This is a genomic window from Actinotalea sp. JY-7876, from assembly GCF_014042015.1.
GTDB lineage: Bacteria > Actinomycetota > Actinomycetes > Actinomycetales > Cellulomonadaceae > Actinotalea.
The window spans coordinates 1,803,568-1,828,539 of record NZ_CP059493.1; the positions used below are offsets into that span (position 1 = coordinate 1,803,568).

General features: G+C 72.2%; 21 protein-coding genes. 3 read left to right on the top strand and 18 right to left on the bottom strand.

Features of this window, described 5'->3' with window-relative positions; translation table 11 throughout:
• Positions 1 to 13: 13 nt before the first annotated feature.
• The 15 genes from H2O74_RS08445 to rpsD form a co-directional block, all read right to left on the bottom strand.
• Positions 14 to 1,600, bottom strand: a complete 1,587-nt coding sequence (locus H2O74_RS08445) for an RICIN domain-containing protein (RefSeq protein WP_182111188.1) — start codon at positions 1,598 to 1,600, stop codon at positions 14 to 16.
• Positions 1,597 to 2,262: a type II secretion system protein J gene (locus H2O74_RS08450; RefSeq protein ID WP_182111189.1), complete on the bottom strand. Its 666-nt coding sequence runs from the start codon at positions 2,260 to 2,262 to the stop codon at positions 1,597 to 1,599. Before H2O74_RS08450 ends, H2O74_RS08445 begins: the two co-directional genes overlap by 4 nt.
• On the bottom strand, positions 2,259 to 4,088 hold the full coding sequence (locus H2O74_RS08455) for an Ig-like domain-containing protein (protein ID WP_182114162.1): 1,830 nt from the start codon (positions 4,086 to 4,088) through the stop codon (positions 2,259 to 2,261). Before H2O74_RS08455 ends, H2O74_RS08450 begins: the two co-directional genes overlap by 4 nt.
• 95 nt (positions 4,089 to 4,183) lie before the next feature.
• Positions 4,184 to 4,639: a type II secretion system protein gene (locus tag H2O74_RS16835; protein WP_182111190.1), complete on the bottom strand. Its 456-nt coding sequence runs from the start codon at positions 4,637 to 4,639 to the stop codon at positions 4,184 to 4,186.
• Between the two features lie 32 nt (positions 4,640 to 4,671).
• On the bottom strand, positions 4,672 to 5,082 hold the full coding sequence (locus tag H2O74_RS16840) for a type II secretion system protein (RefSeq protein ID WP_304518588.1): 411 nt from the start codon (positions 5,080 to 5,082) through the stop codon (positions 4,672 to 4,674).
• A 155-nt stretch (positions 5,083 to 5,237) separates the two neighbouring features.
• Positions 5,238 to 6,476 carry a type II secretion system F family protein gene (locus H2O74_RS08470; protein ID WP_182111191.1) on the bottom strand — a complete coding sequence of 413 codons (1,239 nt, stop codon included), beginning with the start codon at positions 6,474 to 6,476 and terminating at the stop codon, positions 5,238 to 5,240.
• Entirely contained in the window at positions 6,473 to 7,792 is a 1,320-nt protein-coding gene (locus tag H2O74_RS08475; RefSeq protein ID WP_255491516.1) for a type IV pilus twitching motility protein PilT, read from the bottom strand. The genes H2O74_RS08470 and H2O74_RS08475 overlap by 4 nt, the downstream gene beginning before the upstream one ends.
• A 79-nt stretch (positions 7,793 to 7,871) precedes the next feature.
• Positions 7,872 to 9,548 carry a GspE/PulE family protein gene (locus H2O74_RS08480; RefSeq protein ID WP_182111192.1) on the bottom strand — a complete coding sequence of 559 codons (1,677 nt, stop codon included), beginning with the start codon at positions 9,546 to 9,548 and terminating at the stop codon, positions 7,872 to 7,874.
• A gap of 114 nt (positions 9,549 to 9,662) precedes the next feature.
• Complete coding sequence (locus H2O74_RS08485) at positions 9,663 to 10,514, bottom strand: shikimate dehydrogenase (RefSeq protein WP_182111193.1); 852 nt, start codon at positions 10,512 to 10,514, stop codon at positions 9,663 to 9,665.
• Positions 10,511 to 11,680 carry an endolytic transglycosylase MltG gene (mltG, locus tag H2O74_RS08490; RefSeq protein ID WP_182111194.1) on the bottom strand — a complete coding sequence of 390 codons (1,170 nt, stop codon included), beginning with the start codon at positions 11,678 to 11,680 and terminating at the stop codon, positions 10,511 to 10,513. The genes H2O74_RS08485 and mltG overlap by 4 nt, the downstream gene beginning before the upstream one ends.
• A gap of 136 nt (positions 11,681 to 11,816) precedes the next feature.
• A complete protein-coding gene (gene ruvX, locus H2O74_RS08495; RefSeq protein WP_255491517.1) occupies positions 11,817 to 12,314 on the bottom strand; it encodes a Holliday junction resolvase RuvX in 498 nt (165 codons plus the stop codon).
• Complete coding sequence (gene alaS, locus H2O74_RS08500; RefSeq protein ID WP_182111196.1) at positions 12,301 to 14,967, bottom strand: alanine--tRNA ligase; 2,667 nt, start codon at positions 14,965 to 14,967, stop codon at positions 12,301 to 12,303. Before alaS ends, ruvX begins: the two co-directional genes overlap by 14 nt.
• Positions 14,968 to 15,069: 102 nt before the next feature.
• Positions 15,070 to 15,426 (bottom strand): hypothetical protein, encoded by a 357-nt coding sequence (locus tag H2O74_RS08505; RefSeq protein ID WP_182111197.1) that lies wholly within the window; start codon positions 15,424 to 15,426, stop codon positions 15,070 to 15,072.
• On the bottom strand, positions 15,426 to 15,785 hold the full coding sequence (locus tag H2O74_RS08510) for a DUF948 domain-containing protein (RefSeq protein WP_182111198.1): 360 nt from the start codon (positions 15,783 to 15,785) through the stop codon (positions 15,426 to 15,428). The genes H2O74_RS08505 and H2O74_RS08510 overlap by 1 nt, the downstream gene beginning before the upstream one ends.
• Before the next feature lie 125 nt (positions 15,786 to 15,910).
• Complete coding sequence (gene rpsD / locus H2O74_RS08515) at positions 15,911 to 16,537, bottom strand: 30S ribosomal protein S4 (protein WP_182111199.1); 627 nt, start codon at positions 16,535 to 16,537, stop codon at positions 15,911 to 15,913.
• 438 nt (positions 16,538 to 16,975) lie between these two features.
• On the opposite strand from rpsD, the gene H2O74_RS08520 reads away from it, so the two are divergent.
• Positions 16,976 to 17,878 (top strand): type IV toxin-antitoxin system AbiEi family antitoxin domain-containing protein, encoded by a 903-nt coding sequence (locus H2O74_RS08520; RefSeq protein ID WP_182111200.1) that lies wholly within the window; start codon positions 16,976 to 16,978, stop codon positions 17,876 to 17,878.
• 391 nt (positions 17,879 to 18,269) lie between these two features.
• Here the strand turns inward: H2O74_RS08520 and H2O74_RS08525 are convergent, their stop codons facing one another.
• Complete coding sequence (locus tag H2O74_RS08525) at positions 18,270 to 19,637, bottom strand: replication-associated recombination protein A (protein WP_182111201.1); 1,368 nt, start codon at positions 19,635 to 19,637, stop codon at positions 18,270 to 18,272.
• 110 nt (positions 19,638 to 19,747) lie between these two features.
• Here H2O74_RS08525 and H2O74_RS08530 point away from each other — a divergent pair, with 110 nt between their 5' ends.
• Together H2O74_RS08530 and H2O74_RS08535 are read left to right on the top strand one after the other, a co-directional pair.
• Complete coding sequence (locus H2O74_RS08530) at positions 19,748 to 21,979, top strand: MMPL family transporter (protein WP_182111202.1); 2,232 nt, start codon at positions 19,748 to 19,750, stop codon at positions 21,977 to 21,979.
• 8 nt (positions 21,980 to 21,987) lie between these two features.
• Entirely contained in the window at positions 21,988 to 22,314 is a 327-nt protein-coding gene (locus tag H2O74_RS08535) for a hypothetical protein (protein ID WP_182111203.1), read from the top strand.
• Between the two features lie 3 nt (positions 22,315 to 22,317).
• Here H2O74_RS08535 and H2O74_RS08540 read toward each other — a convergent pair whose 3' ends face one another.
• Complete coding sequence (locus H2O74_RS08540; RefSeq protein ID WP_182111204.1) at positions 22,318 to 23,064, bottom strand: N-acetyltransferase; 747 nt, start codon at positions 23,062 to 23,064, stop codon at positions 22,318 to 22,320.
• A 47-nt stretch (positions 23,065 to 23,111) separates the two neighbouring features.
• Positions 23,112 to 24,956, bottom strand: coding sequence for an aspartate--tRNA ligase (gene aspS, locus H2O74_RS08545; RefSeq protein ID WP_182111205.1), 1,845 nt, complete (start codon positions 24,954 to 24,956; stop codon positions 23,112 to 23,114).
• Positions 24,957 to 24,972 lie beyond the last annotated feature (16 nt).

Below are 24,972 nucleotides of genomic sequence, written 5' to 3' on the forward strand. Positions count from 1 at the left end.
ACCAGGGCGAGGTTCAGGGGATCTCCTGGTATCCGTCGAGCGATGCCGAGATCGTGTTCGGCGGGGCGTTCCACTTCTGGCCGAGGCCCGAGTTGCACGTGGAGGTGACGATGATGGACCACGACGTCGACGGCATCTTGGCGGTACCGACCGAGGCGCACCGGCCCCACTCGTCGGTGAACGTCCAGGACGTCCCGTAGCTGCCCGTGTCGGCGTGGCGCGTCCACTTCTGGTTCTTCGCGGTCGTGCTGCAGCTGGAGGTGAGGGTGACGTAGCCGCCCTCCGTGCCCGGGGAGACCAGACAGTTCTTCTTGCCGCTGTTCTTGCCGTCGAGGACGTGGATCTGCTGGGGACCGAGCGAACCCACGGTGGACGTCGGCTCCGTGTAGTACCACTTGTGGTTCCAGAGCAGGCGCGAGCCACCGCTCGGGTCCTGCTTGCAGGGGTACACGATCATGAACGACTTGCCGACGCTCTCGTCGGTGACGTCGAAGCAGCGGCCGAACTCCAGGTAGTTGACGATCTGGTGGGTGCCGTACCCGGCCGCCCCGGCACCCACACGGGGGTCCGGGTTGAAGGAACCCCACTCGTTGTTGCTCGGCGACTGGTTCCAGATGTGGAGGTCCTTGTCCTTGGGCTCGCCCTTCTGGCCCGACGAGAGCCAGTAGCCGCTGTAGCCGTCCGAGATCGGGTCCTTCTGACCGGTGAACTTGGCACCGCCCTCCCAGCTGAAGAGCTGGCTCCACCGGGCGCTGTCGGTCTTGTCCTTGCACTTCTGCAGCGTGGCCTTCACCGGGCCACCCGAGCTGGGGGTTGCCGTGATGCACAGCGGGCCACCCGTGAAGGTGGGCAGCGTGGTGCTCGCGAGCTTGATCTGGTACGTGTCGCTGTAGACCCAGAGCTGCGTGATGTCGTCCGTGCCGCAACTGGCCCGGGGCACGTAGGAGATGTGCGAGTTGGCGGCGGCGGCGTCGGCCTGGAGGCAGTACCGGTCGGGACTCTGATTCGTGTCGAACGAGAAGATCAGGCCGCCGGGGATGTTGTTGTTCGTGATCTGGAACTCGTAGACGGCCGAGACGGTGCGGTCCCCGGTCGTCCCGCCCATCCCCGCGACGCCGTCCCCGGCGCCCGTCGCGACGATCCGCGCGTACCCGGGCGCCTTCACCGGGCCGGTGCCGGGGTTGCACGGGATCGCGTTGGTCGACAGCCACGACTCGCTGCGGCCCGTCGGGTCGACGACGTAGTAGCTCACGGTCGCGGTGTAGCGCAGCGCGTCCCCGGCCCCGTCGACCGGCCCGGAGGCCGAGCACGGCAGCTTCTTGATGTCGCCGTACGAGTCGGTGATCGCCTGGGCCCCGCGGATCTGGCCGACCACGGCGTTGACCCCGGCCTCGGCGGCGAACACGGTCTGGCTCGCGGCCCGCACGTAGGTCGTCGGGATCGACTGCGAGAGCAGCACCCCGAGCAGCAGGATGCTGAGCATCGTCGTGAGCATGATCGCGAGCAGCGTGGTCACCATGGCGACCCCCTCGTCGCGTCCGGACACGGTCCGGGTGATCCGGCGGGCGAGGGCGATCATGGCGGGGTGCGGGGTGTTCACGGGCGCTCCAGTGGGTTTCCGCAGACGGGCGTGTCACTGATGCCGTCGGAGTCGAGGTCGGGGTTGCTGGGTGACGCGTAGGAGCTGTTGCGTGCGACGAAGACGGTCCCCATGTCCGCGCCCGTCACCGCGTCGGGCCCGGCGGCGCCGCGGCCGACGTCGAGGCTCACGGTGACCGACTGGCGCGCGGAGGCGCCGCCCGCCGCCTCGAACCGGAAGGGCATGTTCTTGTCGGGACCGGACAGCGGGTTGCGCACGTCCGTCGCGATGGTGCGCCACGGGCTCACCGGCGCGGAGGGGACATCGCGCTTCGTCCGGTACGCGAGCGTCCGTGCGGTGGGGTCGAGCCGCCACTGGGTGCACAGGGGCGCCAGGCCGTCGGGCTGGGCGCCGGTGCGGAACTCGAGGTAGTACGAGCCGCTCGCGCCGACGCCCGGCCGGTTCACCGCATCGGCGTACCGGATCTGCTTGTCCATCGTCTGGAAGGCGGACCGCACCGCGTCGCCGGCGTTCGTGACGTCCTGCGCGCGGACCGTGCTCGTCGTCATGCTGATGAGCCCGCTCATGAACACCACCAGCACGACCGTGAAGATCCCCATCGAGACGAGGAGCTCGATCAGGGTGAGTCCGCCGTCGCGGGTCCGGACCGCCGGCGCGTTCACCCCTTCACCTTCCAGGTGACGGTCACCGGAGCGGAGACGAGTGCGCTGCTGCCTCCCGTGCCCTTGATGACGTACGTCATCGAGCACCGGATCTCCTCCTTGGAGCCCAGCTTCGGCGCCTTGTACCTCGTCGCACTCTCGAACGAACCGCAGCTCGTCGGCGGCTGGGTGATGACGATCTCGACGTTGCCCGGGTTGCCCTGGACTCCCGCGGCGGGGAAGTCGTTCTTCGCCAGGTTGACGTTGTGGGTCTTGTTGTGCGTCAGGGTGCCGAGGTCGTCGTTGCCGCCCGACGGGAGCACCCGGATCGTCGTCGTGCTCGTGGGGCCGGTCGCTCCCCCGACGCGCATGAGCTGGTAGGTGAAGGTGTACTCCCCGACCCGGTTCGGCGGCTGGAACTTCACCGAGGCGCCCGTGGTCGGACCAGCTCCGCCGTAGTCCTTGCCGTCGATCCGCAGGGTGCCGTGGGCCGGCTTGCTTCCCGAGACGATGACCCGCAACCCGGCGGCATCGGTGTTGCCGTCCGTGAGGGTGGACGTCAGGTCGATCTCGGGCGAGGCCGAGCCGTTCAGCCTGACGTCGACGGTGCGCGGGAGCGTGACGATGCGGTCGATCGCCACGGTCACCTCGACGCTCGCGCTCTCCTGGTCGGACTCGTCGATGAACTTGTAGGTGAAGGTGTCGGTCCCGCTGGTCACGCCCGGGCCGGGTGTGTAGGTGAGCGTCAGGCCGCTCGCCACGGCCGTGCCCCGCTTGGCGCCGGCGGTGATCTCGATCCTCTTGGGGCTGCCGAGGTCGTTCGTGAGCACGGCCAGCGGGTTGGGCTGCCCGGCGATGACCGGCATGGCGTAGTCGGGTGCAGCCTTCGGCTCGACCCGCAGCGTGACCGTCGCGGGGTCGGAGATCGCCCCGCGCGCGTCGCGGATGCGGTACGTGAAGGTGAAGATGCCCGATTCGCCCGTGGGCGGCTTGTACCCCGTGACTCCGGCGGCGTCCGGCGCGGTCAGGGCGCCCTTCGCGGGCGGCGTCACGATCTCGACGGGCTTCGCGGACAGCGGCCCGATGAGGTCGTTCGCGAGCAGCTTGAGGTTCTTCGTTCCCTCGTTCACGGCGAAGACCTCTGAGTCGTCGACCGCGACGGGCTTGACCACCTGGTTCCACTCGAGGTCGTCGCTCCGGTCGACCAGGCCGCTGAGCTGGTAGGAGCAGGTCCCACCGGAGCACTCACCACCGGTGGGCGTCCAGGTGACCACCACGATGATGCGCAGCATCCGCACGTACGGCTTGGCGGCCGCGGCCGTCTCGCCGGGATCCGACGAGTGGCCCGGGAGCTTGGTGCACACCTGGTCGGTCGCCGTGGTGCTCTTGAGCCGGTAACAGCTGCCGATGAGCGTCGTCACCTCGTAGGTCTGGCCGGAGAGCTCGCGCTCGAACCACGGCTTGACCGCGGCGTTGGTGGAGTCGGTGGCGGCGCCGTCCCACAAAGGATACGTGTTCGTCACACCTTCGACCGCCTTCGCCGTCGCCGCGGCGAAGTGCGCCTGCACGTCGGTCTTCGCGCGGCCGACGACGACGCCGGGGACGGTCGTACCGGGCTTGTTCCGGGGGTCGACGCCGTAGGCGAGCTCCATCGCCTCGTTCGCCACGGCCACGGCGTTCTGCGACCGCTGCAGGTGGCTCGAGGTCTGGGTCCCCTCGATGAAGAACCCCAGCGCCGCCGACGCGACGATCCCGAGGAGGACGAGCGCGACGATGACCTCGACCAGCGTGAAGCCGGCGTCGGAATCGGAGTCGCGCTCGGCCGGGGCGCCACGTGAAGTGAGCATGATCGTCCTTGTGGTCAGCGATCGTCGGGGGTGCGGCGGACGGGCCGGGACCGAATGGTCCCGGCCCGTCCGTGCACAGATCAGGCTCCGCAGGGTCAGGCGCCGCACGCCTTGCCGAGGCCGCCGGCCGTGCTGTTGTAGGTGATGCCCTTGGTCTTGGTGTTGGCGTTTCCGTCGGTGTTCCAACCGGTGAGGCAGTAGCCGCCGTCCGTCTGGTTCTTGTACTCGACCAGGTTGCCGGAGCTGACCGTCACGTTGATCGCCGTCGCCCCCGTGCCCGTCGGTGTGACGACGACCGGTGCGTTCGCCGTCGCAGCCTGGCTCACGGACGCCGGGTTCTTCTGCGTGTCGACGATGACCGTCTCGATGGTGGTCGCGACCGTGCGGAGGTCCGACTTGATCGAGGAGTCGACCGCCGACTTGCGCTGGTTCAGGAACACCGGGATGGCGATCGCGGCGAGGATGCCAATGATGATCATGACGACGAGGAGCTCGATCAGGGTGAAGCCCTGGTCCTTCTCGTCGAGGGACTTGCGGATCCGAGCAATCATGTGAGTTCTCTTCTCGCTAGAGGATGTCTGTGTCAGCAGGTGGTGGCGGAGCCGATGCCCTTGAGGCCGCCACCGTCGCTGTCCCACGCCCAGTTCTGGGTGCCCGCCTGGGCGCCGGTTGCGCGCGTCGCGACGATGCAGAACGCGCCGCTGGCGCCGGAGTACGTGAGGGTCGTGTCGGCGTCCTTCTTGAGGTCCAGCGCGGCGAACTCCGTCTGGTCCGCGGGGTACTCCTGCGTGTCGACCATGTGGGTCTCCACCAGCGTGGCCGCGCCACGCAGGTCCGACTTCATGGAGGAGTCGGTCGCCGACTTGCGCTGGTTCAGGAAGACCGGGATGGCGATCGCGGCGAGGATGCCGATGATGATCATGACGACGAGGAGCTCGATCAGGGTGAAGCCCTGGTCCTTCTCGTCGAGGGACTTGCGGATGCGCGAGATCATGTGCGCTTCCTTTCGGTTTCAGCGTGAGTGCCACGAGCGTGGCGGTGAGTGAGGTCGTGCACCATGCGAATCGGCGCGCGTCACGTCGGACTTGAGACGCCGAATAGGCGGTGCGTGAAGTTCACCCGGTCGGCCCACCGCAATTCGGGCACCCGTCACTCAATGAGCTCAAAGATGTTGAAGATGGGCATGTAGAGCGCGATGATCATGGTTCCCACGATGCTCCCGAGCACGGCGATCATCAGCGGCTCGATGAGCGACGTGAGCTGCTCCGTGGTCGCCTCGACCTCCTGGTCGTAGAAGTCGGCGATCTTCGCGAGCATCGAGTCCAGAGCGCCGGTGTCCTCACCCACGGCCATCATCTGCACCACCATGGGCGGGAAGACGGGGTGCTGGGCGAGGGGGCCCGTCAGGGACTCCCCGCGGCGCACGGAGTCGGCGATGTCCTTCGTGGCGTTCTCGATCACCATGTTGCCGCTCGTCGCGCCGACGATGTTCAACGCCTGGAGAATGGGGACGCCGGCGTGGATCATCGTGCCGAAATTACGCGTGAAACGTGATACCGCGATCTTCTGGAAGAGCTTTCCGAAGATGGGCATCTTGAGCTTCCACGGGTCGACGACGGAGCGCACGGATTCTTTGTGCTTGTTCTTTCCCCACCAGACCCCCGCGATGACGACCGCGACGAGCAGGACCGGGCCGCCGATCTTCATCCACTCCGAGAGCGTCACCAGGATCTGGGTCGGCATCGGGAGCTCACCGCCGAGGTTCGCGAACATGTTCGCGAAGATGGGCACGATGAACAGGAGCATCCCCACGACCGCGAGGATCGCGATGACGAACACGACGACGGGGTAGGTCATCGCGGACTTGACCTTGCCGCGGAGCTTCACCTCGGACTCGAAGTTCTCGGCGATCGACACGAGCACCTGGTCGAGGAAGCCGCCGACCTCGCCGGCCTTGATCATGTTGATCATCAGGGGCGGGAAGACCTGCGGGTGCTTGGCGAGCCCGACGCTCAGGGCGGACCCCGTCTCGACGTCACTGCGCACCTGGGCGACCACGCGGGCGAGCGGCTTGCTCTCCGTCTGGTCGGCGAGGATGCCGAGCGCACGCAGGATCGAGAGGCCCGAGTTGATCATCGTGGCGAGCTGGCGCGCGAGGATCGCCAGGTCCTTGAGCGAGATCCGGTCGGAGAGACCCGGGAGGGAGATCTCCTTCTGCAGGCCCGAGGTGCTGACCTCGTTGATCGACAGGGGCGCCATCCCCATCGTCCGCAGGCGGTTGACGACCGTCGCCTGGGAGTTCGCCTCGATCCGCCCCTTGACGATCTTGCCCGTGGCGTCCCGGACGGCGTACTCGTAGACCTTCGCCGTCGTGCTGGTGGTACTCACTTCAGGCCCCCCATCCCGTAGCCGGCGGTCGCCGGGTCGGCCTGCATCCCGGCCGTCATGCCCTGCGCGATGCTGGAGGACCGGCCGACGAGGCGGTTGAAGTCCTCGACGTTGTGGCACTTCTCCAGGCCGTTCTCGTACGTCACGCGGTTGGAGCGCACGAGGTCGGCGATGTGCTGGTCCATCGTGTGCATCCCCTGCTTCGCACCGGCCTGCATCGCGGAGTAGATCTGGTGGGTCTTGCCCTCGCGGATGAGGTTGCGGACCGCGGGCGTCGCGAGCAGGACCTCGGTCGCGACCGCCCGGCCGCCCCCGACGCGCGAGCACAGCGTCTGGCAGACCACGCCTTGGAGCGCGCTGGCCAGCTGGGTGCGGACCTGCGACTGCTGGTGCGCGGGGAAGACGTCGATGACCCGGTCGATCGTCTGCGCCGCGTCCTGCGTGTGCAGGGTGGCGAAGACGAGGTGGCCCGTCTCGGCGGCGGTCAGGGCGACGGAGATGGTCTCGAGGTCACGCATCTCGCCCACGAGGATGATGTCCGGGTCCTGGCGGAGCACGTGCTTGAGCGCGGTGGCGAAGGACAGCGTGTCGGCGCCGACCTCACGCTGGTTGATGAGGGACTTCTTGTGACGGTGCAGGAACTCGATCGGGTCCTCGACCGTCATGATGTGGTCGGCTCGCGTCCGGTTGGCGAGGTCCACGATCGCCGCCAGCGTGGTCGACTTGCCGGAGCCCGTCGGTCCGGTCACGAGGACGAGCCCGCGCGGCAGGCCGGCGAAGTTCGCCACGACCGCCGGGACCCCGAGCGCCTCGAGGGGCTTGATCTCGTAGGGGATCATGCGGAACGCCGCACCCACCGAGTCGCGCTGCCGGTACATGTTCACGCGGAACCGCGACACGCTCCGGACCGCGTAGGCGAAGTCGAGCTCCATGACCTCCTCGAACTTCTCGCGCTGCTTCTGGCTCAGCACCGCGTAGAGGCTCCGCTGGAGGGAGTCGGCCGTGAGCACCGGGAAGCCCTCGAGGGCTCGGAGGCTTCCGTCGCGCCGGACCATCGGGGGTGCGCCCACGGTGAGGTGAAGGTCGGAGGCGTTGCACTCGATCATCGCCCGGAGGGCGTTGTCGAGGTCGAGGTCCCCGTCCCGCGCGCCCTGCGCCATGCCGATCCGCGCGCTGCGCTCCGACCGTGCGGGGGCCGCGCCGTACTGGGCGCTCGCCACGGGGGCTGCGGGGGCGCCACCCGGCGTCGGCGGCAGGCCCTGCAGGGACGTGCGGCGGCTCGGGTCACCGGCGCCATAGGGACTGGTCTCGTTCACAGCGGCCTCTCGATGGGTTCGTACGTGACGCTCGCGTCGTCTATCGACGGCCTGCGCCCGGGGCTTGAGCCGTCCGCCGCTACGCGACGACGCGCAGGATCTCCTCGATCGAGGTCTGTCCGAGGAGCACCTTGGTCCAGCCGTCGTCGCGGAGCGTGATCATGCCCTGGTCGCGCGCGGTCCGAGCGATGTCGGCTGCGGAGGAGTGCGCCACCGCGTGACGCTCGATCTCCTCGGTCACACGCATGACCTCGTGGATCGCCATCCGGCCCTTGTAGCCCGTCTGGGAGCACGACGAGCAGCCCGCCGGCCGGTGCAGGAGCGGGGTCTCCTCGCCGGGGCTCCACGGGAACCGCGCCGCGATCAGCTCGACCTCGCTGGGCCGGTACGGCTCCTTGCACTTCTCGCAGAGCTTGCGGGCAAGACGCTGGGCCACGATGCAGTCCAGCGCGGAGCCCACGAGGAAGGGCTCGATGCCCATCTCGATGAGCCGCGTGACGGCGCTGGGCGCGTCGTTGGTGTGGAGCGTCGAGAGCACGAGGTGACCCGTGAGCGCCGCCTCGATCGCGATCTGCGCCGTCTCGTGGTCACGGATCTCACCGAGGAGGACGACATCCGGGTCCGACCGCAGGATCGACCGCAGCGCGCCGGCGAACGTCAGACCCGCCTTCGGGTTGACCTGGACCTGGTTGATCCCGGCGAGCCGGTACTCGACCGGGTCCTCGACCGTGATGACGTTGATCTCGGGCTTGGACACCGCGTTCAGCGTGGCGTAGAGCGTGGTCGACTTGCCGGACCCGGTCGGTCCGGTGACGAGGATCATCCCGTAGGGCTTGGTGTAGGACTCGCGGTAGGTCGCGTGGTTGTCGTCCAGGAAGGACAGGTCGCGCAGGTCGAGGCTCGCGGTCGAGTTGTCGAGGATTCGCATGACGACCTTCTCGCCCCAGACCGTCGGCAGGGTCGCCACGCGGAGGTCGATCTTGCGGCCGTTGTGCGTGACGGACATGCGTCCGTCCTGCGGCTTGCGCCGCTCCGCGATGTCGATGTCGCTCATGATCTTCAGGCGGGAGATGACGCCGCCCTGGATCTGCTTGGGCGCCCGCTGCATCTCGTGCAGCACGCCGTCGATCCGGTACCGGACGCGGAGGTCCGTCTCGGCCGGTTCGATGTGGATGTCGGACGCGCGGTCCTGGATGGCCTGCGTCACGAGGAGGTTGACGAAGCGCACGATGGGCGCGTCGTCGACCATGTCGCCGACCTTGGAGAGCTCGGACTCGATGTCGGCCGCAGCGGCCTCCTCGCCGAACGCGGCGGTGAGGTCCTCCATCTCGTCGTCCGCCCGGCAGTACCGGTCGATCGCGGTGATCAGGTCGTCGTGCGTGGCGACGACGGTCCGCACGGGCACGCCCGCCATCGTGCGGGCGTCGTCGACCGCGAGGACGTTGCCCGGGTCTGCCATCGCGAGGACGAGTGCGCCGTCCACGATGGCGACGGGCAGCACGACGTACCGGCGGCACAGCGACGCCGGGACGAGGGCCACGGCGTTGCGGTCGACCGGGAAGTCGGCGAGCTCGACGAACTCCATGCCGACCTGGGCGGCCAGGGCGCGCACGAGCTGCGTCTCGGAGATCATGCCGATCTCGACGAGCGTCCGCCCGAGGGACTCCCCGCGCTGGACCTGCTCGTCGAGGGCCGCCATGAGCTGGCCCTCGGTCACGAGACCTTCGTCGAGGAGGATGTCTCCGAGCTGCTTCACAGGTGTCCTTCCAGGCGGCACGTGAGCGGGGGCTCCACCGTGTCCCGCCGCGTCGCGGGGGCGTCCACCTCACCTATCGGCAGCCCTCCGCGAACCCTGAAGGCTTGTGCGGCCTCAGCCCAGCGCGTCGCCGAGCGCCCGCTCCATCGCCGCCAGCGGCGCGGGGCGTCCGGTCATGAGCCGGACCTGCTCGGTCGCCTGGTGGAGCAGCATCCGCTCCCCCGTCACCGCGATACCGCCGGCGCGCGCCCACGCCGCCGTGAGCGCCGTCGGGCGCGGGTCGTACGCGCAGTCGAGCAGCACGCCGGCGACGGCCCCGGCACCCGCCAGCTCCGCGGCGAGCGGGTCCGCCGCGCCCGGCGGGAGCGTCGAGACCACGACGTCGGCCGACAGCACGGCCGCGTGCAGGCGCGCCGCCGGCGCCATCGTGAGGAAGCGGGGCTCGACGCCCATGCGGTGGGCCGCGCGCATCGTCGCACCGGCCCGCGCCATCGACCGGACGTACACCTGAGCGGTCGTGCACCCCAGCTGCGCGAGCCCCGCGAGCGTCGACGCCGCCGTCGCGCCCGCACCGAGGACCACCGCGGTGCCGACGCGGCGTTCGCCCAGCCCTTCGCGCAGCGCCGCCACGACGCCGTGGACGTCGGTGTTCGCGCCCACGAGCACGGGTCGCCCCCCGCCGCCCTGGACGAGGACCGTGTTGACGGCGCCGACGACCTCGGCCAGCGGCTCGACGTGGTCCAGGAGGCCGAGCACCGTCTGCTTGAGGGGCATCGTCAGGCTCAGGCCGGCCCAGTCGGCGTCGAGCGCGCCGACGACGTCCCGCAGCTGGTCCTCGGTGACGTCGAGCGCGTCGTAGCGCCAGTCACCGAGCCCGAGGGCCGCGTACGCCGCCCGGTGGAGGACGGGTGAGAGGGAGTGCGCGATGGGATGGCCGAGGACGGCCGCGCGCCGAGCGGTGCTCACCCCTGGTTCTCGTCCTCCCACTGCCGCAGCAGGAGCACGTTCTCGTTGTGCTCCTGGAGCGTCGTGGCGAACCGCGTCTCGCCGGTGTCCAGGTTGATCGTCACCCAGTACATCCACGGGCCGTCCGCCGGGTTGAGGACCGCGTCGATGGAGACGAGGCTCGGCGCAGCGATCGGCGTGGGCGGCAGCCCGGTGCGCGCGTACAGGTTGTACGGGTTGCTCGTGTCGTCCTTGTGGGCGTTCCGCAGCTCCGTGCCGGGGATGCCGGCGCCGTAGGCGACGGCGGCGTCGATGTCGAGCTTCATGCCGACGTCGAGCCGGTTCTGGATCGCCCGGGCGACCATGGCCCGGTCCTCGGGCGAGCGAGCCTCGCGCTCGACGAGCGACGCGATGGTCAGGACGCGCTGCCGGTCCGCGGCCGCGACCCCGCGGGCGTCGAGGTTGGCCACGGTCTGGCCGATCATCTCCGAGAGCATCTGGGTCGGCGTCGTCCCGGGCTGGAACGTGTACGTCGCCGGGAAGAGCCAGCCCTCGTAGCTGCCACCGGCCTCGGCGGGCAGACCCGTCGCGGCCGTGTCGGCCATCGCGGCCTCGAACTCGGCGACGGGGACGGTGGTCACCGACGACAGGCGCTCGAGGATCTGGTCGACGCGGAGCCCCTCGGGCAGCGTGACCTTGGTCTGGACGCGGTTCTCCGAGTCCAGGAGCGCGGTCACCGCGTCCGCGGCCTTCATCTGCAGCAGGAGGCGGTAGGTCCCCGGCTGGATCCCGCCCGCGTCGGGGTTGGCGGTGTAGGCCTGGGTGAAGGCGTCCTTCGAGGCGACGACGCCGGCCTCGAGGAGCACCTCGCCCATCTGGCCGCCCGTCGCGGACTCGGGGATGACGACGTCGACGCTGCCGTGGCCGGGGCCCGGGTAGTCGTCGTTGCCCTGGTCCAGCGAGACTCCCCGCAGGTCGTTGATCGTCGGCATGACGAACTGCATGACCGCCCACGCCGCGCCGCCGATGACGAGCAGGCTCAGCATGAGCGCGACGAGGTTGCGCCGACGGCGCTTGCGGCGGCGCCGGTCGCGCTCCGCACGCTCGGACCGGCGGGCGCTGCGGGCGGCGGGCGCCTCGCGCGGCTCGTCCGGCTGGACGATCTCGTCGAGGAAGAGGTCGTTCATGCTGGGGTCTCCGCTCGCACCGTCGCCAGCTGCCTCGTCACGTCAGTCCTCCTCGTTCCGGTCCGCCCTCGGGGGTGGTGCGGACCGTAGGCCCCGGCCGGGTCGCCGGACGCCCTCCTGCGTCGTCCCGGGCCGCTCACGCGGACCCGACCTGCTCCCCCGCCCTACGCCCGGATGCCTTCTCGGCATCGAGCGCCGCCTGCAAGATCACCACCGCGGCCGCCTGGTCGACGACCGCCCGGTGACGTCGTCCGGACCGGCCGGACGCGTGCAGCGCCTGATGGGCGGTCACCGTGGTGAGCCGCTCGTCAACGAGACGCACCGGAACCGGTGCGACCGCGTGCGCCAGCGCCACACAATAGGTCCGAACGAGGGCCGATGCCGAACCCTCGCCCCCCGAGAGACTACGCGGCAGCCCCACGTAGACCACGGCAGCGCCACGCTCGGACACGATCTCGGCGATCCGCGCGGTGTCCGACGTGCCGGACTGGTCGCGCGGGACGGTCTCCACGGGCGTCGCGATGAGCCCGTCGGGGTCGCTCGCGGCGACGCCGACCCGCACCGAGCCGACGTCGACCGCGACGCGCGCGCCGCGCGGCAGTGGCGCCGGCGCGCCGGCGTCACCCAGCGGCACGCGCCACCTCGGCCTCGACGGCGGCGAGGGCCTGCGGCAGGCGGGCGGCATCGGTCCCGCCGCCCTGCGCGACGTCGTCCTTGCCGCCACCGCCACCGCCGAGCGCACCCGCCGCGACCTTGGCGAGCGCACCGGCGCGCAGCCCGGCCGCGCGGGCCGCCGCGTTGGTCGCCACGAGCACGACCGGGCGGCCCTTCGCGACGCCACCGACGGCGACGACAGCCGGGTCCTCCCCCAGCCGTCCGCGCACGTCGAGCGCGAGGGTCCGCAGGTCGTCGGCGGAGCCGACGTCGCCCGCGTCGTACGCGGCCACCCGCGTCCCGCCCACGGTCCGGGCGCCCTCCGCGAGGCCCGCCGCCGCGGCGAGCAGGCGCCCCTGGCGCAGCGCGGCGAGCTCCTTCTCCGCCTCGCGCAGCCGTGCCACGACGCCCGCGACGCGCTCGGGCAGGTCCTCGGGGCGCACCTTCAGGGTGTCCGTCAGGGCCGCCACGAGCGCCCGCTCCTGTGCCAGGTGGTGGAACGCCTCGATGCCGACGAGCGCCTCGACGCGGCGCGCACCCGAGCCGACGGACGACTCGCTCGTCAGCGCGATGAGGCCGATCTGGCTCGAGTGGTCGACGTGCGTGCCGCCGCAGAGCTCGCGCGACCACGGGCCGCCGATCTCCACGACCCGCACCTGCTCGTCGTAGGTCTCGCCGAAGAGCGCGATCGCGCCCCACGCCCTCGCCTCCGGCAGCGTCATGTACTGCCAGGACACGCCGAGGTCCTTGCGGATCGCGCGGTTGGCGACCTCCTCGACCTCGCTGCGGGCCGACGGCGACAGCGCCTGGTTCCAGGAGAAGTCCAGGCGCAGGTAGCCGGGCTTGTTGTAGGAGCCCGACTGCAGCGCGTCCGGTCCGAGCACCTCGCGCAGCGCGGCGTGCACGACGTGCGTCCCGGAGTGCGCCTGGCGCGCACCCAGCCGCCACTCGGGGTCGACCTGCGCGAGCACCTCGGTGCCCGGACCGACCTCGCCCTCGGCGACACGCACCGTGTGCACCACGAGGCCCTTGATCGGGCGCTGCACGTCGAGCACCTCGAGGCGCGCGCCGTCCGCCGTGATGACGCCCGCGTCGGACTCCTGGCCGCCGGACTCGGCGTAGAACGGCGTGCGCTCGAGCACGACGTCGACCGTCTCGCCCTCCTGCGCGCGCGGCACGACGGCGCCGTCGCGCAGCAGGCCGCGCACGGTCGAGGGCGTCGTGAGCTCGGTGTAGCCGGTGAACTCGGTGGCGCCCGCCTCGCGCAGCTCGCGGTAGCCCGTCGTCGTCGCCGCGCTGCCCTTCTTGGACTTCGCGTCGGCGCGCGCCCGGTCCCGCTGGGCCTTCATGAGGTCGCGGAAGCCCTGCTCGTCGACCGTCAGCCCCTGCTCCTGCGCCATCTCGAGCGTCAGGTCGATCGGGAACCCGTAGGTGTCGTGCAGCGCGAACGCCTGCTCGCCGGCCAGGCGCGTGCCGCCCTGCTTCTTCACCTGCGCGACGGCCGTGTCGAGGATCGTCGTGCCGGAGACGAGGGTGCGGCGGAACGCCTCCTCCTCCGCGTACGCGATGCGGGAGATGCGGGCGAAGTCCGTCTCGAGCTCCGGGTAGGAGAGCTTCATCGCGTTCATCGACGTCGGCAGCAGCGCCGGCATCGACGGCTCGTCGACGCCCAGCAGCCGCATCGCGCGCACCGAGCGGCGAAGCAGGCGCCGCAGCACGTAGCCGCGGCCCTCGTTCGAGGGCGTGATGCCGTCACCGATGAGCATGAGCGCGGAGCGCACGTGGTCGGCCACGACGCGCATGCGCACGTCGTCGTCCCGCTCGGCGCCGTAGCGGCGACCCGAGATCTCCGACGCCGCGTCGATGACCGGGCGCACCTCGTCGATCTCGTAGAGGTTGTCGACGCCCTGGAGCAGGTAGGCGACGCGCTCGAGGCCCATGCCGGTGTCGATGTTCTTCTGCGTCAGGTCGCCCACGATGTCGAAGTCGTCCTTGGCACGGACGCCGTCGATCGCGTACTGCATGAAGACGAGGTTCCAGATCTCCAGGAACCGGTCCTCGTCGACCACGGGACCGCCGTCGGCGCCGTACTGCGGGCCCCGGTCGACGTAGATCTCGGAGCACGGACCGGCCGGGCCGGGCTGGCCCGTGTGCCAGTAGTTGTCCTTCTTGCCGCGGCGCTGGATGCGCTCGTCGGGCAGCCCGGCGATCCGGCGCCAGAGCTGGGCCGCCTCGTCGTCGTCCTCGTAGACGGTGACCCAGATCTTGTCGGGGTCGAAGCCGAGGAAGCCGTCGGACTGCGAACCGGTGACGAGCTCCCACGCGTAGGAGATCGCCCCCTCCTTGAAGTAGTCCCCGAAGGAGAAGTTGCCGTTCATCTGGAAGAACGTGCCGTGGCGCGTGGTCTTGCCGACCTCCTCGATGTCGAGGGTGCGCACGCACTTCTGCACGCTCGTCGCGCGCTGCCACGGCGGGGTCTGCTGCCCGAGCATGTACGGGATGAACGGCACCATGCCGGCGATGACGAACAGGGTCGACGGGTCCGGCGAGATCAGCGACGAGCTCGGCACGACGGCGTGGTCGCGCTGCTCGAAGTAGTCGAGCCAACGGCGTCGGATCTCGGCGGTCCGCATGGTGTCCTCACGTCTGTGGCCGGGACGCGCCCGGCCGGGTGGTTCGGCCGACGTCGTCGGCTCCGGCGGTGGGCGGCGCGGGAACGCGCCGCCCGTCTCAGGTTAGAAGTCGTACAGGGGATCGTCGTCGTCGACGCGGCCCCGGGGGCGGTCCGCCGGCACGTCGCGCGGGCCGGCGAGGTAGCCCTCGCCCTGGCGGTCGCGTCGCTTGAGGACGGCGCCTGCGTCGCCCCCCTCGGGCTGGACGAGGAGCGTGGCGACGAGGTCACGCTCACGCGTCTCGAACGCGGAGCGGAAGGTCGCCAGCGCACCCTGGACGGCGGAGCCGGCGCGCTGACCGGCCTCCTCGACCTGCTCGGCGACGCCGGCCGGGGTGTAGCGCCGCGCGGCGCGGCGAGCCCGGTCGACGAGCACGACGGCGCCCGCAGCGCCCACCCCGATCCAGAAGAGGCGGCGCATCACTTGAACCGGGCCGTGAGGTCCGACAGCGCCTGGCGCACGCCGTAGGAGAAGGCCGCGACCTTGATGAGCGGCCCGCCGACGGTGGCGGAGACGAGCGCCGTGAGGGCCGAGACGTTCTGGCTGATCTCGGCCGCCGACGTCGTCATCGTGTCGACCTTGCCGAGCTGCGCGTTGGCGGAGGCGACGGTCGTCGCCGTCTCGTCGAGGACGGGCACCGTGTGGTCGGTGAGGTCCTTGACCGACTGCGTGGCGGCGTCGAACGTGCGGCCGAGCTTGACGAGCGGCACCGCGAGAACGCCCACGAGCCCGACGAAGGCGATCGCGGCGATGAGTCCGGCGACGTCACCGAGAGACATTGCGGGCGTCCTTCCTGAGGGGGGCGTGGGACCGGGACGACACTACCGGCCTTCGGGCCGCCGAACGACGACGCCCCGCACCCGGCGGCTGCCGGGGTACGGGGCGTCGTTCGTGCGGCGTGCGGTCAGCGCGAGTAGTACTCGACGACCAGCTGGACCTCGCAGGTCACGGGGACCTCGGCGCGCTTGGGGCGGCGCGTCAGCTGGCTCGAGAGCTTCTCGAGCTGGACGTCCAGGTAGCCCGGGACGGCCGGCAGGACGTCGCGGTGGGCACCGGCGGCGGCGACGCGGAACTGGTCGCTCGTCTGGCTGCGCGGCTTGATCTGGAGCGTCTGGCCCGGCTTCACCTGGAAGGAGGGGCGGTCGACGATCTTGCCGTCGACGAGCACGTGACGGTGCACGACGACCTGGCGGGCCTGGAGGATCGTCCGCGCGAAGCCGGAGCGGAGCACCAGGGCGTCGAGGCGGGTCTCGAGGTTCTCGACCAGCGCCTCACCGGTCAGGCCGGGGGTCTTGCGGGCGTCCTCGAACGCACGGGCCATCTGCTTCTCGCGCAGGCCGTACTGGGCGCGCAGACGCTGCTTCTCGCGCAGACGCACCGCGTAGTCCGACTCGGTGCGGCGACGGGCGCGGCCGTGCTCGCCGGGCGGGTAGGGCCGCTTCTCGAAGTGCTTGACGGCCTTGGGGGTCAGGGCCAGGCCGAGGGCCCGGGAGAGGCGCACCTGGCGGCGCGCGCGGGTCACAGAGGACACGTGGTACTTCCTGTCGTTGTCGTGGCACATCCCGCAGCGGACGGTCTCCGGCGGGTGTGGGACCAACCTTCGTGATGCGGCTGAGGTCCCCAGGGTGGCTGCCCGCGACGGGCAACCGGACAAGACTACCGCACCCCCGTCCCCCGCCCACCCTCGCCGCCCCACGCCGGCCCACGCCGCCCGACCACACCCGACCCGACCACGCCCGACCCGACCACGCCACGCCCCCCGCCACCCACCCTTCGCAGGTTTTGGCACCGATGTCGGTGCGCGGGCGCCCCGATCGGTGCCATAACCGGCGGTGGGCGGTGGGGCGGCGGTGGGGCGGCGGCCGCGACGGCGGGGGGCGGATCGGGTGGTCGCATCCACAGGGGTTGCTGTCCACAGCGGGCGGGGGCCCGCGCGCCGTCGTCGCGTCCAGGGCGGCACGGTGTGGCGATGGGACGACTCGCGCCGGGCTGGGCACCTCCGGACGCCCGTCGCCAGCTCGGGCTCTTCACGGTGCGACAGGCGTGGGCGGCCGGGGCCACGCCCGACCAGGTCCGGCGCCGGATCACGTCCGGCGAGTGGGTGCGCGTCCGCGGCGACGCGTTCGCCGCGAGCGGCACCGCACCGACGCCCGAGCGCCGGATGGTCTCGATCGGCCTGACCTGGCCCGACGCGGTCGCGTGCCTGGGCACCGCTGCCCGCTTCCACGGCCTGCCGGTACCCGACGACGTCGTCGACCACGCCCTCGTCCCACGTCGCCGCGCCTCCCGGCACAGCATCGCGACGCACCGCTACCCCCTCGGTCGCGGCGACGTGGAGTCGGTGGACGGGGCCCTTGTCACCGGTCGGACGCGCACGCTGCTCGACTGCGTCGGGCGCCTGCCGCAGGCGGACGCGGAGCGGCTCGTCTCATGGGCGGCGACGCGACAGCTGCTCTCGGCCGGCGTCCTCGAGCGGGCGCTGCGGGACGGGCCCTGGCGCTGGGGCAACACGCAGCGCCGCCAGGCGCTCGAGGACGTCCGGGCGGGCGCGCTCAGCGCGGCGGAGCGTCGGCTCCACCGCCTCCTGGACCGTCACGGACTCACGGGCTGGCGCGCGGACCACCCGATCCGTGACGCGTCAGGGATCATCGGCCGCGCCGACGTCGCCTTCGTCGCCGAGCGCCTCGTCATCGAGGTCGACGGGTTCCGCTATCACGCCGTCACCGAGTTCCAGGCGGACCGCGACAAGCAGAACCGCCTCATCGCGGCCGGTTGGTCCGTCCTGCGCTTCACCTGGCACGACGTCGTCGACCGGCCGCAGCACGTCGTCGCCCAGATCGCCGCCCTCCTCGCCACCCGCCGCCCCGGCTGACCCACCCCGCCGCACCGGCTGACCCACCCCGCCGCACCGGCTGACCCACCCCGCCGCACCGGCTGAATCGCCGGGCCACCGCCCGGCGGCCCCAGCCTCAGCCGCCCCGCGGACCCGGCCAGCCGCCCCGCCCACCCCCATCCGCCGCGTCGGCCTTGTGGCGCCGATCCGGCTGCGCCGGCGCTGGATCGGTGCCACAACTGCCCTGCGGGGGGTGGGCGACGCGGCGCGCACAGCGGGGCCGGCGGGAGGTGGCCGGAGGTGGCGGCGGCGCGGATCGGCGTCCCGGACCCGCCGGCCCGACGCGCCGCGGATGCGTTTTGGCACCGAATCGGGTGCGTCGGCGCCCGGATCGGTGCCAAAACCGGCTGGGCGGCCGGACGGGCGGGCGTCAGCGGTCGTGGAGGATCTGGCGGATGCGGGCCAGGCGGGCCGTGACGTCGCGCTCGTAGCCCCGGTCCGTGGGCTCGTAGTAGCGGGCGCCGTCGAGCTCGTCGGGCGCGTACTGCTGGGCCGCCACGGCGTGCGGCTGGTCGTGGGCGTACCGGTAGCCCTGACCGTGGCCGATCTTCTGCGCCCCGGCGTAGTGCGCGTCGCGCAGGTGGGGCGGCACCGTCCCGACCTTGCCGGCCCGGACGTCGGCGATCGCGGCGTCGATCGCCTTGTACGACGCGTTGGACTTCGGTGCCGTCGCCACGTGCACGACGGCCTCCGCCAGGATGATCCGCGCCTCCGGCATGCCGATGAGCGCGACGGCCTGCGCCGCGGCCACGGCGGTCTGCAGCGCCGACGGGTCCGCCATGCCGACCTCCTCGGCCGCCGCGATGACGATGCGTCGCGCGATGAACCGCGGGTCCTCCCCCGCCACGACCATGCGCGCCAGGTAGTGCAGTGCCGCGTCGACGTCGGAGCCGCGCATCGACTTGATGAACGCGCTGATGACGTCGTAGTGCTGGTCCCCGGCGCGGTCGTAGCGGACCGCCGCGACGTCGATGGCGCTCTCGACGGTCGCGAGGTCGACGACGGCGACGTCACCGCCCCGGTGCGCCTCGAGGGCCGCACCGGCCGCCGCCTCGAGGATGGTCAGCGCCTTGCGCGCGTCGCCGCCCGCGAGCCGCAGGAGGTGCTCCTCGGCGTCCTCGGCCAGCTCCACGCTCCCCCCGAGCCCGCGCTCGTCCGCCACCGCACGCCGGACCAGCGTGCGGACGTCGTCGGTCGTGAGGGGACGCAGGGTCAGCAGGAGCGAGCGCGACAGCAGGGGCGAGTTCACCGAGAAGCTCGGGTTCTCCGTGGTCGCCGCCACCAGCGTGACCCAGCGGTTCTCGACGCTGGGCAGGAGCGCGTCCTGCTGCGTCGTGGAGAAGCGGTGCACCTCGTCGATGAACAGGACGGTCTCGGCGCCGCCCGTCGCGAGGCGCCGCCGGGCGTCTTCGACGACTGCCCGCACGTCCTTGACGCCGGACGTCACGCCCGAGAGCTCGACGAACCGGCGGCCCGACGTCGCCGCGACGAGGTAGGCGAGCGTCGTCTTGCCCGTCCCGGGCGGCCCCCAGAGCACGACCGACGACGGCGCGGCACGGCGCGAGGCGTCGTCCGCGGGCTCGACGAGGCGCCGCAGCGGGGAGCCGGGCGCGAGGAGGTGCTGCTGGCCGGCCACCTCGGCGAGCACGCGCGGCCGCATCCGCACGGCGAGCGGTGTGCTGCTGCTGACGCCCGGGAGCCCCTGCCCCGTGGAGGTGGTGGCGTCGAACAGGTCCATGCCCGGAGCCTACGCACGCGACCGGTGCCGGCGTGCCGCAGCCAGGGCCGGGACGCACCTCACGGCGGCTCGCGGTGCGTGGTGGTGCGCGAGCCTGGGATGCTGGCCGTGTGTTCGACACCCTCGGCCGCGTCATCGCGCGTCACCCACGTCGCACGATCGTCGTCTGGGCGGTCCTCGCCGTGCTCTGCTTCGCCCTCGCGCTCGTCGGGGTCGGCGGGCAGAACCTCTTCGAGCGCCTGTCGACGGGCGCCCCGCAGGTGCCGGGCTCCGAGAGCGCGCAGGCGGACGACATCCTCGCCGACGCCGCCACCACGGGGCCGAGCCTGACGCTCGCCGTCGAACGCATCGACCCGCTCGCGCCCGACGTCGCCGAGCCGCTCGCCGCGGCACGCGAGGAGCTGCTGGCGATCGACGGGGTCGGGGCCGTGATCGACCCCTACATGCTCCCGGAGGGCCCGCAGAGCCCGGCCGTCGCCCCGCTGCTCGCGGCCGACGGCGAGGGCTTCCTCGTCGTCGTCGAGCTCGAGCCCGACCTGAGCGAGACCCGCCAGGACACGGCGCTCGCCGAGGTGCAGGACCGGCTCGAGGGCCTCGTCGGCGCCCTGGCCGACGTCGACCCGGACGTCACCGGGCAGGTGGGCGGCACGTCCCTGATCTTCGAGGAGATCACGGGGCAGGTCGAGAAGGACCTCGCGACGGGCGAGGCCGTGGCGCTGCCCATCGCGCTGCTGGTCATGGTGCTCGTGTTCGGCGGCTTCCTGTCCGCCGCGATGCCCATGGCGGGCGCGATCGCCTCGATCGCCGGCGGCCTCGGCGCGGTCTACGGGCTGTCGCACTGGCTCGACATGGACTCCTCGGTCGTCAACGTCGTGACCCTGCTCGGCCTCGGGCTCTCCATCGACTACGGCCTGCTGATCGTGTCCCGCTTCCGCGAGGAGCTGTCCGCCCTCGACGAGCCCACCACCGGGCGCCGGCGCCGCGGGCGGGGCGACCCCGCGGTCGAGGCCGCCCTGCGCCGCACCATGCAGACGGCGGGGCGCACCGTGGCGTTCTCGGCGCTCACCGTGGCGATCTCGATCCTCGGCCTGGTCGTCTTCGAGCCGGCGATCCTGCGCGCCTTCGGCTCGGCGGGCGTCGCCGTGATCCTCGTGGCCGTCTCGACGGCCCTCACCCTCGTGCCCGCCCTGCTGGTGCTCGCGGGGCGCCGGCTCGTGCGCCCGGGCCTGATCAGCCGCGTCCCCGGCCTGCGCCGCGTCCTGGAGCGCACGGGCGACGTCGTCTCGGAGGAGGGCGTCTTCTCACGCCTCGCCGCGTGGGTGCAGCGCCGGCCCTGGCTCGTGCTGGTCGGGAGCATCGCGGTCCTGGGGCTGCTCGCGTCGCCGGCCGCGCACATGGAGCTCCGCAACTCCACGGTGGAGCTCCTCCCCCGCAACTCCGACCAGCGCGCGTACGTCCAGACGATCGGCGAGAACTACCCCGCCTCGGCGACGCCCGCGGTCGTGGTGGTCGCCCAGGGCCCGCTCGAGGAGGTCGCCGCGTGGGCCGAGGGCCTCGCGGAGCTGGACGAGGTCGCCTCCGTGGACCCGCCGGCGCCGACCGGCGCCTACGTGGTCGTGGGCGTCCGCCCGGACACCGACGACGCCGGCGGAGCGGTCGCCCGCGCCGTCGTCGACGAGGTGCGGGCCGTCGACGCGCCCTTCCCCGTCTGGGTCACCGGGCAGGCGGCCAACCAGATCGACTTCACCGGCGCCCTCGCCGACCGCGCACCGTGGGCCGCCGGCATCGTGGTGCTGGCCACCTTCGTGCTGCTGTTCCTCATGACCGGGTCGCTGGTCATCCCGCTCAAGGCGCTGCTGACCAATGCGCTCTCGCTGCTCGCCTCGCTCGGCGTGCTCGTGTGGGTGTTCCAGGACGGCCACCTCGCCGACCTGCTGCGGTTCACGCCGACGGGCGGGATCGAGACGTACGTCGTGGCGCTCGTCATCGCGTTCGGCTTCGGCCTCGCGATGGACTACGAGGTGTTCCTGCTCTCGCGGATCAAGGAGCTGTGGGACGGCGGTGCCACCAACGACGACGCCGTGCGCCTCGGGCTGCAGCGGTCCGGCCGGATCATCACGTCCGCCGCGCTGATCATCATCGTGGTGTTCGCCGGCTTCGTGGTCGGCGAGCTGCTGGTGATCAAGGAGGTGGGCTTCTCGCTCGCCGTCGCCGTGCTCATCGACGCGACCCTGGTCCGGATGCTGCTCGTCCCGGCCACCATGACGCTGCTCGGGAAGTACAACTGGTGGGCCCCCGGTCCCCTGCGGCGCCTCCAGCAGCGCGTCGACCTCGCCCACTGAGGAGTCCCGTGCCCACGCCCGAGACGCCACCCCGTTTCGGCGCCCGCCTGCTGCTGGCCGGCGTCCTGACGCTCTGGGCCGGGCTCCACGCGACCACCATGCTCGTCGCTGCCCTCCGCGGCGGGGAACCCCTGGACGCCATGCGGTGGTGGTCGACGGGGCTCGTCACCGCGGGCCTGGCGGCAGCCGCCGTGTGGGCGTGGAGGCGGGTCGCCACCGCACGCGGCTCGGGCGGCCCCCGGCCCGGCACGAGCGACGCGTCCGGTCCCACGGACGCCGGACGCCCCCGTCACCGCGGGTTCAGCGGCGAGATCGAGCCGCCGCGCCGCTGGTGAGCCTCAGGTCGGTGGGCGGCGCGCACCGAGCGGGCCGAAGGACGCGAACTCCGCCTCGGTGACGAAGCCCAGGCGCTCGTACAGGCGCCGGGCCACGTCGTTGTCGGCGAACATGCCCAGGGACACCCAGGTGGCGCCCTCGCGCAGGCCCGCGCGCGTCACCGCGGCCGTGAGGGCGGCGCCCAGGCCCCGGGACCGCGCCTCGGGCCGCACCCCGAGCCCGTGCAGGTGCCAGGAGTGGTCGTCGTCGTTCCGGCCGCCGCGCAGCGCCGCGCCGACGACGCCGACCAGCCGGTGGCCGTCGCGCACGCCGTACCAGGCGGCCTCCTCGTGCCCGAGCGGGTCGGCGGTCGTGCCGGGGTTCGCTGCGGCGAGGCACGCGCGGATCGCCGCGTCGTCGGCGCGCGGGTCCAGGCGCGCGACGACGTCCTCGGCGTCCGTGCGGGGCGGCTCCGCCTCGGTCGCCAGCCAGTCCCAGGTCGAGAACGGGGCGAGACCCAGGCGGTCCAGCACCGCGGGGTCGACGTCGTCGCCGCGCGGCAGGCTCATCCAGCCGACAGCCGTGTCCGCGCCGGCGGCGGACCGCCGCGCGACCCGGTCGCGCACCAGCTCGCGGGCCGCGTGCGCGTCGCCGCGGGCCAGGAGCGTCGTGCGCTGCTCGCGCACGACGGCGACGAGCACCGCGTCGCGCGGGTCGGGTGACGTCTCGACCTCGACTGTCGCCCAGCGCACCCGGTCGCCCAGGAGCATCCGGTCCTGGCGCCAGGCGGGGCCGAAGGCGTCGGCGCCGACCCCGGTCAGGCGCCCGCTCCCTGCGCGCCCTCCGCCGCCGGGCCGCCTCCGGCGGGGGACGGACGTCCGCCCACCGGTGCGTTCGCCGCCGCCTTGCCCTCGGGCTTCGCATCCACGCCGGCCTCCTTGCGCTGCTCGGCCGTGATGGGTGCCGGGGCACCCGTCAGGGGGTCGTAGCCGCCGCCCGACTTGGGGAACGCGATGACGTCGCGGATGGACTCCGAGCCGGTGAGCAGCGTGAGGATGCGGTCCCAGCCGAACGCGATGCCGCCGTGCGGCGGCGCGCCGAACGCGAACGCGTCGAGGAGGAAGCCGAACTTCTCCTGCGCCTCCTGCTCGCCGATGCCCATGACCTCGAACACGCGCTGCTGGACGTCCCGGCGGTGGATACGGATCGAGCCGCCACCGATCTCGTTCCCGTTGCAGACGATGTCGTAGGCGTAGGCGAGCGCGTTGCCCGGGTCCTCCTCGAACCGGTCGATCCAGTCCGGCGTGGGGGACGTGAAGGCGTGGTGCACCGCCGTCCACGAGCCACCGCCGACGGCGACGTCGTCGTCCTCGCCCGTCGGCTTGAACAGGGGCGCGTCCACGACCCACACGAACGACCACTGCGAGTCGTCGATGAGGCCGACGCGACGGCCGATCTCCAGGCGCGCCGCGCCGAGGAGCGCGCGCGCCTCGGACACCTTCCCGGCCGCGAAGAAGACGCAGTCGCCGGGGCTCGCGCCGACGGCCTGCACCAGACCGGCACGCTCGGCGTCGGACAGGTTCTTGGCGACCGGGCCGCCGAGCTCGCCGTCCTCGCCCACCGTGACGTAGGCGAGGCCCTTGGCGCCGCGCTGCTTGGCCCACTCCTGCCACGCGTCGAACGTGCGGCGGGGCTGCGAGCCGCCCCCGGGCATGACGACGGCGCCGACGTACGGCGCCTGGAACACGCGGAAGGGCGTCTCGCGGAAGTAGTCGGTGAGCTCGACCAGCTCGAGGCCGAAGCGCAGGTCCGGCTTGTCGCTGCCGTAGCGCGCCATGGCGTCGGCGAAGGTCATGCGCGGGATCGGCGTCGGGATCGTGTACCCGATGAGCTCCCACAGCGCGACGAGCACCTGCTCGGCCAGCGCGATGACGTCGTCCTCCTCGACGAAGCTCATCTCGACGTCGAGCTGGGTGAACTCCGGCTGGCGGTCGGCGCGGAAGTCCTCGTCGCGGTAGCAGCGGGCGATCTGGTAGTAGCGCTCCATGCCGGCGACCATGAGCAGCTGCTTGAACAGCTGCGGCGACTGCGGCAGGGCGTACCAGGAGCCGGGCGAGAGCCGGGCGGGGACGACGAAGTCGCGCGCACCCTCGGGCGTCGAGCGCGTGAGGGTGGGCGTCTCGATCTCCACGAAGTCCTGGGCGTCCAGGACGCGGCGCGCCGCCGCGTTGGCCTGGGCGCGCAGCCGCAGCGCGCGGGCCGGCGCCGGGCGGCGCAGGTCGAGGTAGCGGTACTTCAGGCGCGCCTCCTCGCCGACCGTCTCGTCGAGCGCAGAGGAGACCTGGAACGGCAGGGGCGCCGACTCGTTCAGGACGACGACCTCGGCGGCCGTCACCTCGACCTCGCCGGTCGCGAGGTTCGTGTTCTCGTTGCCCTCCGGGCGGCGGCCGACCTCGCCGGTCACCTGGAGCACGTACTCGTTGCGCAGACCGTGCGCGACGGCCTCGTCTCGGATCACGACCTGGGCGATGCCCGAGGCGTCGCGCAGGTCGATGAAGGCCACGCCACCGTGGTCGCGCCGCCGGTCGACCCAGCCCGTGAGCGTGACGGTCTGACCGATGTGCTCGGCTCGCAGGGAGCCGGCGGTGTGGGTGCGGAGCACGGTCGTCCTTCCAGAC

What these genes read in the sequence shown, in the direction of transcription:
- H2O74_RS08455 (WP_182114162.1), bottom strand. Translation starts at nt 4,088, where the DNA reads ATGCTCACTTCACGTGGCGCCCCGGCCGAGCGCGACTCCGATTCCGAC.
- H2O74_RS16835 (WP_182111190.1), bottom strand. Translation starts at nt 4,639, where the DNA reads ATGATTGCTCGGATCCGCAAGTCCCTCGACGAGAAGGACCAGGGCTTC.
- H2O74_RS16840 (WP_304518588.1), bottom strand. Translation starts at nt 5,082, where the DNA reads ATGATCTCGCGCATCCGCAAGTCCCTCGACGAGAAGGACCAGGGCTTC.
- mltG (WP_182111194.1), bottom strand. Translation starts at nt 11,680, where the DNA reads ATGAACGACCTCTTCCTCGACGAGATCGTCCAGCCGGACGAGCCGCGC.
- alaS (WP_182111196.1), bottom strand. Translation starts at nt 14,967, where the DNA reads ATGCGGACCGCCGAGATCCGACGCCGTTGGCTCGACTACTTCGAGCAG.
- H2O74_RS08505 (WP_182111197.1), bottom strand. Translation starts at nt 15,426, where the DNA reads ATGCGCCGCCTCTTCTGGATCGGGGTGGGCGCTGCGGGCGCCGTCGTG.
- H2O74_RS08510 (WP_182111198.1), bottom strand. Translation starts at nt 15,785, where the DNA reads ATGTCTCTCGGTGACGTCGCCGGACTCATCGCCGCGATCGCCTTCGTC.
- H2O74_RS08520 (WP_182111200.1), top strand. Translation starts at nt 16,976, where the DNA reads ATGGGACGACTCGCGCCGGGCTGGGCACCTCCGGACGCCCGTCGCCAG.
- H2O74_RS08525 (WP_182111201.1), bottom strand. Translation starts at nt 19,637, where the DNA reads ATGGACCTGTTCGACGCCACCACCTCCACGGGGCAGGGGCTCCCGGGC.
- H2O74_RS08540 (WP_182111204.1), bottom strand. Translation starts at nt 23,064, where the DNA reads ATGCTCCTGGGCGACCGGGTGCGCTGGGCGACAGTCGAGGTCGAGACG.